Here is an 11,943-nt window from a genome sequence, read left to right on the forward strand (position 1 = left end):
GCGGCCGGCTTGGTGGTCGTGCTGGCGGGGTCCGACGTGACCTGACGGGTCGTACGAGCCATGTGCCACTCCCTACGCGGCGCGCGTCGCGCGCCTAATCGCTCCCGAGTTGCCGGGCGGTGACCACCAGAGGGTGGCGCACTGCCCGACCCTCCGTCCTGAGCGATCGCTCCATGGGTGGGCCTCCTGGCAACGTCCGACGGGTGTCGGCCGTTGTGACGACGGTACGACTCGGAGGCGACGGCGACGAGGATTGAGCGACGTCGAGTCGTCGTGTCGCCCGAGAGTTCACACGGGCGTAACACGCCCGTCGCCGCCGGCCCGGGAGCGGACCCGGGGCCGCCGGCGGCGCAGGCGGCACGAGCGAGGGCGCTCGGGACTCGGGGCTCAGGCCCAGGGCGAGCGGCCCATGACGCGGACGTACTCGCGCTTCCAGCGCCAGCGGACCGCGGCGATGGCCATCCCGATGACGCCGAGGCCGCCGAAGATCGCGAGGATCAGGTAGGCGACGCCCATGGCGCCCTCGGCCCCCTGGTCGGCGCCCTTCTTGACCATGAGGAAGAAGATGACGCCGACGACGGTGAAGGCGAGGAAGAACAGGCCCATGAGGATCGGCTCACGGATCTTGAGGGTCAGCAGCCCGCGCTCCTGGCTGACGTAGGAGAACGGCTCCTTCGGCGGCGTCGGGCCGGCAGGGTCGGCCGAGTCGGCCGGGTCGGTCTGGGGGGGCGTCGGCGTGCTCATGCGCTGACCGTCTCGGCGTAGAGGGCGGTCACGGCGTCCTGCAGGCCGTCGGCGTCGACGACCCCGCCCGTGCCGGTGCCCGGCCCGGCGACGTCGGTGAGCGCCTCGAAGTCGGTGCCGGAACGGCGGATCGCGAGGTTGGTGCTGCCCTCGAGGGTCTGCACCTCGAGGAAGACGCCGGCCTCGGCGTTCGCGGCGAAACGCTCGCGCACGAGTCCGGTGACGAGGGCGCCGGTGTTGCCGTCGCGCTCGCCGAGGCGGATGAACCACGACGCGAGCTGACGTGGCTGCATCAGGGCGATGACGGTGTCGGACTCGACGAGGATGGCGAAGTCGGCCTGGCTGACGTTCTCGCCCACCAGCCCGATGCGGGTCCACCGCGTGGCCGCGCCCACGGCGTACTCGACGAGGGCGGCGTTGGAGCGCGACTCGGGGGTGCCGTCGTCGGTGACGGTGAGCCACCCGCGCGAGGCGAGGCTGGAGGCGCCGGCGAGCAGGGCGGCGTCGTCCGCGGTGCGGGGGTCGAGCATGAGCAGGCGGCGCGAGCGCTCACCGGCCGGGGTCTCGTGGCGGGCCATGAGGTAGGCGAGCTCGCCGGCGCCCAGCCCGAAGACGTCCTCGGGGAGCTCGAAACCCTCGAGCGGGGTGCCCTTCATCGGGTCAGCCATGGTTCTCCTCGGTCGTGGTCCGTGTGGTCGTGGGGTCTGGGTCGTGCTGCGGGTGCGTGGGCCGTGTCGTGACGTCAACGATGCCGGGTGCCTCGTGGTTTCGCCTCCCGGGGTCTCCCCCGCCGGTCAGAACGGCCACGCCTTGTCGGCGATGTCGCCGATGGCGTCACCGGCGTCCGAGGCGAAGTCGCCGACAGCGTCGACCGCGTCACCGGTGAAGTCGCTGATGGTGTCCCAGTTGTCGTACACGAGCTGGCCGACGGCCATGCCGCCTGCGGCGATGCCGCAGACGACGTCGACCGGGGGCGGGGTCATCAGGGCCGCGGCACCGAGACCGGTCATCACCGAGTCGTAGCCGGCGCGGCCGTAGTTGCCCTCGGAGATGTCGTTGGCGACCGTGAAGCCACCGAAGGCGACGCCGATGGGTCCGAGCGCCTTGCCGACGGTGCCGAGCGTGCGGGCGAGCGCACCACCCTCGGCCAGGGAGGGCATGAAGCGCGAGAGGGTGCTCCAGTTCTTGGGGTTCAGGGCGTCGCCGAACTCGGCGAGACGACCCGTGCCCCAGGCGTTCTTGAGGTTGGCGAACAGGCCCGTCGCCCGGTCCCAGCTGCCGAGGTTGGACAGGAAGTTCTTGATCTTCATCCCGGTGCCGAGGAGGCCGACCGCGGTGCCGAGGCCCTTGATCGGGGTCCACAGCGACTTGAGCAGGTCGTAGCCCGGGATCCCGCCGTTGCCGCCGGATCCGCCGGATCCGCCCGAGCCGCCGGGTCCACCACCGGAGCCGGACCCGCCCTCACCGCTCGTCGAGTCCTGCGCCCCCGCGTTGCGCCGCAGTGCCTCGGCGAGCTTGCCCAGGTCGGTACCGAACTGCGTCAGCTGCGCCTCCACCGGCGGCCAGCGGTCCATCAGGTGGTCGAGGTCGGCGCCGCCCCACTGGCCCTTGAGGGCGTGGACGGCGCGGCTCGCCTCACCCTTGAGGGTGTCGCACTCACGGGCGTGCCCGGTGATGCGCTCGGCGGACGCCCGTAGGGCCACCGGGTCGGCACCCTTCTTGTAGATCGCCATCTCTGGTACTCCCCTGATGTCGTCGCCGTCTTCGTCGTGCCCGGCCCGTCCGGCTCGGCGCCCGCCCGTGCGTGCTCCGGCGTCTCGGCCCAACGGCAACCTACGCAACCGGGCCAAGCCGGACAATGGGGAGCACTCCCCACCGCTTAGCGGCGTGTCGTGGCCGGCCGTCCCCGAGGTTGGTGGAGCGCCCGGTCAGCCGCCGAAGCGACGGTGCCGGCCGGCATACGCCCGGAGAGCGCGCAGGAAGTCGACGTGACGGAAGTCGGGCCAGTAGGCCTCGCAGAAGTAGAACTCCGACGTCGCGCTCTGCCACAGCAGGAAACCGCCGAGCCGCTGCTCGCCCGAGGTGCGGATGACGAGGTCGGGGTCGGGCTGGCCCTTGGTGTAGAGGTGCTCGGCGATGTCCTCGACGGTGAGCTCGGCGGCGATCTGCTCGATGGTCTCGCCGTCAGCAGCCCGCGCGAGCAGCAGGTCGCGCACGGCGTCGGCGATCTCGCGGCGCCCGCCGTAGCCGACTGCGACGTTGACGGTCATCCCGTCGACGTCCTTCGTGCGCTCGGCCGAGGCGCTGAGACTCGCAGCGGTCTCGGGTGGCAGCAGGTCGAGGGCGCCGACGATCTTGAGGTGCCAGTGCCCGGACTCGGCGAGGTCGGAGACGGCCGTCTCGATGATCTTGAGGAGCGGTGCCAGCTCCTCCTCGGCGCGGCGCAGGTTGTCGGTCGAGAGGAGCCAGAGCGTGACGTACTCGACGCCCGCCTCACGGCACCATTCGAGCAGCTCCTCGATCTTGTCGGCCCCGGCCTGGTGGCCGCTCGCCGTCCCGGCTCCGCGGGCCCGCGCCCAGCGCCGGTTGCCGTCGAGCATGACGGCGACGTGCCGTGGGAGCGCCTCCCTGGGGAGGTCCTTGAGGACTCGGCGCTCGTACGCGCCGTAGACCACATCGCGCCACCCCACGGGGGCCTCCTCGTCGACTCGCTCGTGTCATCGCCGGTCACGGTCTGGGCAGCCCCGGGCGGGCCGCGGTCCCACCGTACCGCTCGTCCATCGGCGTGCAGAGGCGGTCGGCGGGAGTCGGCGCGAGGCTTTAGTGACGAGGTCGTGAGGGTGTCGTGAAGGCCGCCACGAACCCGCGGTCCACCGGAAACCGTGAACCTACGTTTCCGTAACTTACGGTCGCGTAGGTTACAGTGGGGCGATGAGCCGCACCCCCGAGCCCACCGCCGACCACGGCACCGAGGACGCGTCGAGCACCCCCGTCGCCGACCTCGTCGCGATCGTCAAGCCCCGCCTGCGCGGCTGGCTGCACCTCGCCATGTTCCCCGTCGCCCTCATCGGCGGCCTGGTCCTCGTGCTCGTCTCCGACCCCGGGTCCGTGCGCACCGCCTCGATCGTCTTCACCATCAGCGCCGCCCTGCTCTTCGGCGTCTCCGCCGTCTACCACCGCGGCACGTGGGGTCCGAAGATGTCAGGCCTGCTCAAGCGGTTCGACCACTCGAACATCTACCTCATCATCGCGGGCACCTACACGCCGTTCGCCGTGACGCTGCTGCCGGCCGACCAGGCCCGGCTGCTCCTGCTCGTCATCTGGGGCGGCGCCATCGCCGGGGTCCTGTTCCGCGTTTTCTGGGTCGGCGCCCCGCGCTGGCTCTACACGGCGCTCTACCTCGCGCTCGGCTGGGCCGCGATCTTCTACGTCGTGCCGTTCTGGCGCGAGGGTGGGCCGCTCATCGGCTCGCTCATCGGCCTCGGCGGCCTGATGTACACCGCGGGCGGCATCGTCTACGGCACGAAGCGACCCAACCCGTGGCCGCGGTGGTTCGGCTTCCACGAGGTGTTCCACGCGTTCACCCTCGGCGGCTTCCTCACGCACTTCGTCGCCGTGACGCTCGCCGTCATCGGCTACCAGGCCGCCACCTGAGCCTCTCCCCGTCGGGCTGGTGGCCCGCTGGACGACCGAAACGCCCCGGCATCGTGCCGGGGCGTTCGTCGTGTCCGAGGGCGTATGCCGCCCGCTGGGTCTCAGGGACGCGGCGCCTCGCCGGTCGGGCGGGGGTCGTCACCCGGGTGGGGGTCGTCACCCGGGTGGGGGTCGTCACCCGGGTGGGGGTCGTCACCCAGGTGGGGGGCGTCACCCGCGTGGGGGTCGTCCCCCCGCTCGTCCGCCGCCGGGTCCGCGTCCGCGTCCGGGTCCGGGTCCGGCCCGGCAGACGTGGCGCGGTCGCCCTTCGTGCCGACGATGTCGGCATCCGCGGCGAACTCCTCCGCGCGGTCCCGGTCGCGGTAGGCCATCCGGCGCAGACGGCTGTTCATGTTGCGCACGAGGAACCACAGCGCGACCGCGAGCACGAAGAAGGCGATGAAGCCCCAGATGCCCGGGCCGATCGGGAGGTTGCCGCCGCCGCTCATCGGACGTCCGCCGTGGCGCTGTCGGACTCGGCGTCCTCGTCGGCGTGCGTCTCCGAGCTGTCACCGTGGGCGCGACCGGACTCCGGCTCGGCCTCCTCGGGCTCGGGCTCGCCGGTGACACGGCCGTCGTGGGCGAGCTCGAGGTCGGGTCGCGTGGCGAGGGCGTCGGCCTCCGCGGGGCTTCCGAGGCCGGCGAAGAGGTCGTCCTCGCCGTCGGCGATCTCGACGTAGGACAGCGCGGCCTCGAACTCCTCGACGCCCCAGACCCGCTTCTGGATCTCGAGCGGCACCTGGAACCAGAAGCCGTCGGGGTCGACCTGCGTCGCGTGCGCCATGAGCGCGCGGTCACGGGTCTCGAAGTGCTCGCCACACGCGATCGTCGTGGTGGGGCGTCCGGAACGCCGCGGCTTCCAGTTGGCCAGCCACTCGGCATACGGGCTCTCGAGCCCCTCGGCGAGCATGGCGTCGTGGATCGCCTCGAGGCGGTCCTTGCTCCAGCCGCCGTTGTAGTAGATCTTGAGCGGCTGCCAGGGCTCCCCGGCGTGCGGGTAGCGGGTCGGGTCGCCGGCCGCCTCGAAGGCCGCCATCGACACCGTGTGGCACATGATGTGGTCGGGGTGGGGGTAGCCACCCTTCTCGTCGTACGTCGTCATGACGTGCGGACGCCACGCTCGGATGACCCGCACGAGCGCCTCGGTGGTCACGTCGATGTCCTCGAGCGCGAAGCAGCCGTCGGGCAGCGGCGGCAGCGGGTCGCCCTCTGGCAGACCGGAGTCGACGAAGCCGAGCCATGTGTGCTCGCAGCCGAGCACGTCCTGGGCGGCCTTCATCTCGTCGCGGCGCACCTGGGCGATGTCGCGCAGGATGTGCGGGTCGTCCTTGAGCTTCTCGTTGAGGATGTCGCCGCGCTCGCCGCCCGTGCAGGACACGACCATGACGGAGGTGCCGTCGGCGACGTACCTCGCCGTCGTCGCGGCACCCTTGCTCGACTCGTCGTCGGGGTGCGCGTGCACCGCCATCAAACGCATGCCCTCGGCCACGTGGCTCCCTGTTCGTCGTCAGTCGTCGGTGGTGGGACGCGGGTGGCTGGTCTTGCCGAAGCCCCTCGGCGCCCGGGTCCCTGCGGCTCTCGCCGTGCCATGGGAGACACTGGACCCGTCCGCCATCCTCTCACTCCCCCGCACCTGACGATGCGCGGGCTCGAACCGCCAGGACTCCGTATGCCGTCCCGCACGACCCTGCCCCGCCCCGCCCCCGGCCAGCTGAAGTGGTGGGTCGTCGGCACGGTCGGCATCCTCGCCGGCGTGGGCCTCGCCATCTGGTTCGGGCTGTCGTCGACGCTCGGCCAGCCCTCGTGGCAGACCCTCGGTTACAAGGTCGTCAGCGACCAGCAGGTGCGGGTCGACTTCCAGGTCTACCGACCCGGCGGCACGGCCCTGACGTGCACGGTCGAGGCGCTCTCCCGCGACTTCGCCCCCGTGGGGACGAGCACGGTGCAGGTGCCGGCGAGCGTCGACGAGACGACGAACGAGTCCGTGACCCTGCGCACGACGTCACGAGCGGTGACCGGTCAGGTCAAGACCTGCTCCTGAGCGGGGGCACCCGAGCGCCGAATGCGGCGTGAACTGCACGTTTGCCGTTCATTTTGTTATCCTTGTTGCTTCATCAAGGGTCCGGACCCGTCGCCGACCGGCATCACGAGTCGACGACACCACGGTTCGGGCCCTTATTTTTGTGAAGGCGCCCACGCGAGCACCGCGTGGGCGCTGTTCATCCAAGGAGTGACACACAGTGACCGAGACTGCCGCTGGCTTCCTGACCCAGGAGGCCCATGACCGCCTCAAGGCGGAGCTCGACCAGCTGACGGGCGAAGGTCGCATCGAGATCGCGCACAAGATCGAGGAAGCCCGCGAGGAGGGCGACCTCAAGGAGAACGGCGGCTACCACGCCGCCCGCGAGGAGCAGGGCAAGATGGAAGCCCGCATCCGCCAGCTCACCGAGCTGCTCCAGAACGCGACGATCGGCGAGACGCCCCCCGACGACGGTGTCGTCGAGCCCGGCATGCTCGTGACCGTCGAGATCTTCGGCGACGAGGAGACCTTCCTGCTCGGCAACCGCGAGATCGCCGACGGCTCCGACCTGCAGGTCTTCTCCGAGAAGTCCGCCATGGGCGCCGCCATCAACGGCAAGAGCGTCGGCGACAGCACGAGCTACGTGGCCCCCAACGGCAAGACCATCGGGGTCAAGGTCATCGCCGCGAAGCCCTACACGGGCTGAGCACCGCAGACGCCTGACGAACGGCCGGTCCCCCTGGGGACCGGCCCGTTCCCCTATTCACCGTCGAGAGGCCACGTCCGGCCCCCTGCCCACCGTCGAGAGGCCACGTCCGGCCCCGCAGCTAACGACGGGGTCGTCGCGGCCTGGCGAACTGCGGTGGCGCCAGGAACTGCGGGCCGGAGCCCAAGACGTCCAGGACGTGCGGGTTGACCCCGAGGTGGCCCGCGAGCTCGCGCAGCTTCGCCGCCCGGCAGTGCGTGTCGAAGACGTCCTCAGCGGCGATCTCGACGACGACCCAGTCACCGTGCTCGATTCCCTCCCTCCTGACGCCGTCGTGACGGCGGTCCAGCGGGCGCGTGTGGAACTCGACTCCTTGGTACTCGCCGACGACCCTCTGCTCGCGCCAGACGAGGTCCCCGCACCCCAACCACTCCCCCGTGCGACTCAAGACGTCCGCGTTCAGCGACGGCTCCGGAAGGCCGGCCCGCAGCACCATGAGCCGAGCCCGCGTCTCCATCGGAGACCACGACCCGACCCGGATGCGCGGGATCGCGTACGTGAGCGTGACCTTGCCGCGCGGTCTCACACGGCACTCGACAGCATGGCGAAGTGGCTCCGTGCCTCCCACGATGTTGACCACCGCGTCCCCAGCGACGATGAGGTCGTCGAGCCCGACGGGCTTGCCGGGCCCGACGTACTCGCCGAGGTCTACCCATGTGTCAGCGGGAGCGACGACCGGTAGGCCGACCACGTCGACGACCTCGCGGCTCTCGAGCCCACGGTGGCCTTGGACCTCGGCCCTCCTGATGCGGTTGGCGGAGGTCGGCGTGACGATGTGGACCCGGCAGTCCTCCTCGACGGCATACGGGAGCGGGATGCCGAGCAGCTGCGCGGCGGTCACGTGGGAGAACGCGAACTCCGTGGGTGCCGCCGCCGCGAACGCGCGAGCCTGTTCGACGATCGACGTGGGGAGGTCGACGGATCGGACCCCACGCGTCGGGGTCCAGAGATCCCGGGCACGCAGTCGCTTGCGTGTCACTCCCCTGGCGAGGGCCTCTGATGCGAGGAAGGGGCGACGGGTCAGATCGAGAGGCAGGGGTGCTGCGTCCATGAACGGACGATCTGCCGTGTGGCCGCTCGTGGCCAGAGGTCGCGCTGGTCCTGTGCACACCGCGGCTTCGGTCGCAGGGGGTGTGGATGAGCGTCCGGGTGGCAGTCGAACGTGGCCTCACGACGGTTGGGAGGGGCCAGACGTGGCCTCTCGACGGTTAGGAGGGGGCCAGACGTGGCCTCTCGACGGTTGGGAGGGGGCCAGACGTGGCCTCTCGACGGTTGGGAGGGGGCCAGACGTGGCCTCTCGACGGTTAGGAGGGGGCCAGACGTGGCCTCTCGACGGTTAGGGGTGGAGGGTCTGGGTGGCGACGGTGCGGGCGAGGCCGAGGTGCTCGGGGTCGTCGGCCAACAGGCCGGCCGCGAAGAGGAGGTATGCCGTGTCGACCGTCGTGCGCGCCGCGCGCGGCACCTTCCAGCCACCGGCGTGGTCGGCGAGGACGGCCCCGAGCACGTGGTCGCGGCCGGCCTCGTCGGTGTGGCGCAGCACTCCCCCGGACCCGACGAGGGCCGTGACGTTGGCGAGCGGCCGCGGCGACTCCGTCGGCTGGGCCGGGCGCGCATGCCGACGCACAGCGACGAGTGCCGCGAGCCGCGCCAGCTCGAGGTCGAGGGCGCGCTCGGCGTCGTCGACCGGGAGCGAGCCGGGCTCCTCGTGGACGCGGGCGGCATATGCGGTCAGGGCCGCCGGGTCGGCGACGGTGTCGAGGAGGTGCTCGACCACGGCGGCCTCCACGACGTGCTCGGCGTTCCACCGCATGCCGAGGTCGCCCTCGACGGTGCGGGCGTGCCAGAGGGGCGCCACGACGTCCTTGCGCAGGCCGGCGTCCTCGCCCTCGGGCGTCAGGCACGAGTAGACGTCGGTGGTGGCGCCGCCGATGTCGACGACGAGGACGTCACCCCCGTCGGCCACGGAGGCGAGCACCTCGACGCCGCGCAGGACGACGTCGGGCGTGGCCGCCTCGACCATCGCGGCGAACGCCGGGTCACGCGAGAGCCCCTTGCCGCCGATGACGTGGCGCAGGAACGCGTCCCGGATGGCCGCACGCGCCGACTCGGGCGCGATGACGCCGATCTGCGGGAGGACGTTGTCGGCGAGCACCGTCGGCCGGCCGGTCGTCGCCAGCACGGCCGCCGCCTCGTCGCGGACGTCGACGTTGCCGGCGACGACGACCGGGACCGCGTGCGCCCCGTGGCCGCCGATGGCACCCTTCGCGAGCCGGGCTGCGTTGTGCAGCAGGACGTTCCCGTTGCCGCCGTCGGTGCCGCCGACGAGCAGGATCATGTCGGGCCGGGACCCACGGATGCCCGCGACGTCCGCCGTCGTCAGCTCACCCGCGGCGACGTGGACGACCTTGGCCCCGGCGGAGAGGCCGACCCGGTGACCGGCCTGGGCCGTGACGGTGCGCTCGTAGCCGACGACGGCGAGCCGCAGCCCGCCTCCCGCGCTCGAGCAGGCCCGCACGATGGCGTCGCCCGGGACGCCCAGCGCCTCCCGCAGCGTCCGGTAGCCGTCGAGGATGTCGCCCCGGCCCTGGGTGCCGGTCGTCGGGGTCGACGCCGTGCCGAGCACCCTGCCGTCGTCGGCGAGCAGGGCGCCCTTGGTGAACGTCGACCCGAAGTCGACGGCGAGGATCGTCATGCGCGGTGGTCGTCGAGCCGGTCAGCCGTGGATGTCGAGCGCCTCGCGCAGGTCGGCGATGAGGTCGTCGACGTCCTCGATGCCGACCGACAGGCGGATGAGGTCGGACGGCACCTCGAGCTCCGTGCCTGCGACGCTCGCGTGGGTCATGCGACCGGGGTGCTCGATGAGCGACTCGACGCCGCCGAGCGACTCGCCGAGCGTCCACAGGCTGACGGCCGCGCACGCCTTGACGGCGGCGTCCTCACCGCGACGCATCCGGAAGCTGACCATGCCGCCGAAGCGCTTCATCTGGCGCGCGGCGACGTCGTGGTTGGCGTGCCCCGGCAGCCCCGGGTAGAGCACCTGCGAGACGCCGTCGTGGCCCTCGAGGAACTCGACGACCTTCTCCGCGTTGTCGCAGTGGCGCTCCATCCGGATGGCGAGGGTCTTGAGACCGCGCAGCGTCAGCCACGAGTCGAACGGTCCGGCGACACCGCCGATGCTGTTCTGGTGGAAGGCGATCCGCTCCTCGGCGTCCTCGTAGCCGGGCACCCGGATCTCAGTGGCCGTCACGACCGCGCCGCCGACGACGTCGCTGTGGCCGCCGGAGTACTTCGTCGTCGAGTGCGTCACGACGTCGGCGCCGAGCGCGAGCGGGCTCTGGAGGTAGGCCGTCGCGAACGTGTTGTCGACGACGAGCACCGCGCCCGCATCGTGGGCGATCCCCGCGATGGCCTCGATGTCGGCGATGCCGAGCAGCGGGTTGGTCGGGGTCTCGACCCAGACCATCTTCGTCTGCCCCGGGCGGATCGCCGCGCGGACGGCCTCGACGTCGCCCATGTTCGCGATGGAGTGCTCGATGCCCTGGGGCTTCGCGACCTTGTTGAAGTAGCGATACGTGCCGCCGTAGGCGTCGTTCGGGACGACGACGTGGTCTCCGGGGACGAGCAGCGCACGGGCCACGGTGTCCTGGCCGGCCAGCCCAGAGGCGAAGGCGAAGCCGCGGCTGCCGCCCTCGAGCGCGGCGATGCACTCCTCGAGCGCCGTCCGCGTCGGGTTGGCCGACCGGCTGTACTCGTAGCCGTTGCGGAAGCCGCCGATGCCGTCCTGCTTGTAGGTCGACACCTGGTAGATCGGGGGCACCACCGCTCCGGTGAGCTCGTCGGCCTCCTGGCCGGCGTGGATGGCGCGTGTGGAGAAGCCGTGCTCGTCAGACATGCGGCCGAGCCTATGCCCTGCGTCCGGGCCTCCGTCGCGGCCCGAGGTGCGCCCAGCACCCCGACGGCCGGTTGCGTCGGACGTCACACGGACGTCTGGGATGCTGCCGTGGTGGCACCCGACTTCGACTACAGCAACCGCAGCGAGCGACCGCGCGGTCCGGTGCTGTCGGCGCTCTCGACGGCCTTCCCCGGCGTCCGGTCGGTCCAGGAGCAGGTGCTGCCGTATGCCGTGTGGTGGGAGTCGCACAACCGCGTGGCCGCAGCGGGTGGCGGGCCCCTGTGGGTCGCCCTTGGTGACTCGATGACGCAGGGCATCGGTGCGAGCGCGCCCGACCTGGGCTGGGTCGGGCAGCTGAGCGGGCGACTCGCGACCCGCGGGTGGGACCACCGCCTCGTCAACCTCGGCGTCAACGGTGCGCGGGTCGAGGACGTGCTCGACCGGCAGCTGCCCGCCCTCGAGGCTCTGGAGCCGGAGGGGTCGCCTGCAGCCCTCGTCACCGTCGTCATCGGCTCGAACGACGTCGTCGTGGGGCGCCATCGCCGCGGTCTCGTCGAACGCTTCACCGCGATGCTCGACCGGCTCCCCGAGGGAGCCGTCGTCTCGAACCTGCCCAACCCGCAGCGCGAGGCACGGGCCGTCGACGCCATGCTGCACGAGCGGGCCGCCGCCGGGCGACTCGTCCTCGTCGACATGCGCCGCGACGGACCCCGCTCGTGGCGAGGGCGGCTCGCCTCGGACAAGTTCCACCCGAACGACCGCGGCTACGCCGACATGGCGTCCGTCGTGGAGCGCGCGATCGACCGGGCGGACCTCATCGCCTGAGCC

General features: G+C 71.8%; 13 protein-coding genes. 4 read left to right on the top strand and 9 right to left on the bottom strand.

The window, feature by feature from the left end; translation table 11 throughout:
* Positions 1 to 387: 387 nt before the first annotated feature.
* The 4 genes from ASG96_RS04900 to ASG96_RS04915 form a co-directional block, all read right to left on the bottom strand.
* Positions 388 to 744 (bottom strand): hypothetical protein, encoded by a 357-nt coding sequence (locus tag ASG96_RS04900; protein ID WP_057586981.1) that lies wholly within the window; start codon positions 742 to 744, stop codon positions 388 to 390.
* Positions 741 to 1,412, bottom strand: a complete 672-nt coding sequence (locus ASG96_RS04905; protein WP_057586983.1) for a hypothetical protein — start codon at positions 1,410 to 1,412, stop codon at positions 741 to 743. Before ASG96_RS04905 ends, ASG96_RS04900 begins: the two co-directional genes overlap by 4 nt.
* A gap of 126 nt (positions 1,413 to 1,538) precedes the next feature.
* On the bottom strand, positions 1,539 to 2,477 hold the full coding sequence (locus tag ASG96_RS04910) for a hypothetical protein (protein ID WP_056760659.1): 939 nt from the start codon (positions 2,475 to 2,477) through the stop codon (positions 1,539 to 1,541).
* A gap of 195 nt (positions 2,478 to 2,672) precedes the next feature.
* On the bottom strand, positions 2,673 to 3,434 hold the full coding sequence (locus ASG96_RS04915; RefSeq protein WP_057586986.1) for an isoprenyl transferase: 762 nt from the start codon (positions 3,432 to 3,434) through the stop codon (positions 2,673 to 2,675).
* 241 nt (positions 3,435 to 3,675) lie between these two features.
* On the opposite strand from ASG96_RS04915, the gene ASG96_RS04920 reads away from it, so the two are divergent.
* Positions 3,676 to 4,398, top strand: a complete 723-nt coding sequence (locus ASG96_RS04920) for a hemolysin III family protein (protein WP_056760654.1) — start codon at positions 3,676 to 3,678, stop codon at positions 4,396 to 4,398.
* A 101-nt stretch (positions 4,399 to 4,499) separates the two neighbouring features.
* On the opposite strand, the gene ASG96_RS04925 is transcribed toward ASG96_RS04920, so the two are convergent.
* Both ASG96_RS04925 and mca read right to left on the bottom strand, forming a co-directional pair.
* Positions 4,500 to 4,886 (bottom strand): hypothetical protein, encoded by a 387-nt coding sequence (locus tag ASG96_RS04925; protein WP_057586988.1) that lies wholly within the window; start codon positions 4,884 to 4,886, stop codon positions 4,500 to 4,502.
* Positions 4,883 to 5,926 (bottom strand): mycothiol conjugate amidase Mca, encoded by a 1,044-nt coding sequence (mca, locus tag ASG96_RS04930; RefSeq protein ID WP_235506839.1) that lies wholly within the window; start codon positions 5,924 to 5,926, stop codon positions 4,883 to 4,885. Before mca ends, ASG96_RS04925 begins: the two co-directional genes overlap by 4 nt.
* A gap of 180 nt (positions 5,927 to 6,106) precedes the next feature.
* Between mca and ASG96_RS04935 the strand changes: the two genes are divergently transcribed.
* Positions 6,107 to 6,478 carry a DUF4307 domain-containing protein gene (locus tag ASG96_RS04935; protein ID WP_057586989.1) on the top strand — a complete coding sequence of 124 codons (372 nt, stop codon included), beginning with the start codon at positions 6,107 to 6,109 and terminating at the stop codon, positions 6,476 to 6,478.
* A gap of 199 nt (positions 6,479 to 6,677) precedes the next feature.
* Entirely contained in the window at positions 6,678 to 7,163 is a 486-nt protein-coding gene (gene greA, locus ASG96_RS04940; protein WP_056760646.1) for a transcription elongation factor GreA, read from the top strand.
* Positions 7,164 to 7,284: 121 nt separating this feature from the next.
* Here the strand turns inward: greA and ASG96_RS04945 are convergent, their stop codons facing one another.
* From ASG96_RS04945 to ASG96_RS04955, 3 genes are all read right to left on the bottom strand, one after another.
* The gene (locus tag ASG96_RS04945; protein ID WP_057586992.1) at positions 7,285 to 8,274 is read right to left on the bottom strand and encodes a hypothetical protein; all 990 of its coding nucleotides are present in this window, start codon (positions 8,272 to 8,274) and stop codon (positions 7,285 to 7,287) included.
* 285 nt (positions 8,275 to 8,559) lie between these two features.
* Positions 8,560 to 9,915 (bottom strand): glutamate mutase L, encoded by a 1,356-nt coding sequence (locus ASG96_RS04950; protein WP_057586993.1) that lies wholly within the window; start codon positions 9,913 to 9,915, stop codon positions 8,560 to 8,562.
* A 21-nt stretch (positions 9,916 to 9,936) separates the two neighbouring features.
* Entirely contained in the window at positions 9,937 to 11,115 is a 1,179-nt protein-coding gene (locus ASG96_RS04955; RefSeq protein WP_056760637.1) for a cystathionine gamma-synthase, read from the bottom strand.
* Between the two features lie 111 nt (positions 11,116 to 11,226).
* Between ASG96_RS04955 and ASG96_RS04960 the strand changes: the two genes are divergently transcribed.
* Positions 11,227 to 11,940: an SGNH/GDSL hydrolase family protein gene (locus ASG96_RS04960; protein WP_200962650.1), complete on the top strand. Its 714-nt coding sequence runs from the start codon at positions 11,227 to 11,229 to the stop codon at positions 11,938 to 11,940.
* Positions 11,941 to 11,943 lie beyond the last annotated feature (3 nt).

Origin of the sequence: Terrabacter sp. Soil810 (assembly GCF_001429645.1) — a bacterium.
Taxonomy (GTDB): Bacteria; Actinomycetota; Actinomycetes; order Actinomycetales; family Dermatophilaceae; genus Terrabacter.

Bases quoted from the DNA above. Each gene is read 5' to 3' on its own strand.
- ASG96_RS04925 (WP_057586988.1), bottom strand. From the start codon at position 4,886: ATGAGCGGCGGCGGCAACCTCCCGATCGGCCCGGGCATCTGGGGCTTC.
- ASG96_RS04920 (WP_056760654.1), top strand. From the start codon at position 3,676: ATGAGCCGCACCCCCGAGCCCACCGCCGACCACGGCACCGAGGACGCG.
- ASG96_RS04955 (WP_056760637.1), bottom strand. From the start codon at position 11,115: ATGTCTGACGAGCACGGCTTCTCCACACGCGCCATCCACGCCGGCCAG.
- ASG96_RS04950 (WP_057586993.1), bottom strand. From the start codon at position 9,915: ATGACGATCCTCGCCGTCGACTTCGGGTCGACGTTCACCAAGGGCGCC.
- ASG96_RS04935 (WP_057586989.1), top strand. From the start codon at position 6,107: ATGCCGTCCCGCACGACCCTGCCCCGCCCCGCCCCCGGCCAGCTGAAG.
- ASG96_RS04910 (WP_056760659.1), bottom strand. From the start codon at position 2,477: ATGGCGATCTACAAGAAGGGTGCCGACCCGGTGGCCCTACGGGCGTCC.
- ASG96_RS04945 (WP_057586992.1), bottom strand. From the start codon at position 8,274: ATGGACGCAGCACCCCTGCCTCTCGATCTGACCCGTCGCCCCTTCCTC.
- ASG96_RS04905 (WP_057586983.1), bottom strand. From the start codon at position 1,412: ATGGCTGACCCGATGAAGGGCACCCCGCTCGAGGGTTTCGAGCTCCCC.
- ASG96_RS04900 (WP_057586981.1), bottom strand. From the start codon at position 744: ATGAGCACGCCGACGCCCCCCCAGACCGACCCGGCCGACTCGGCCGAC.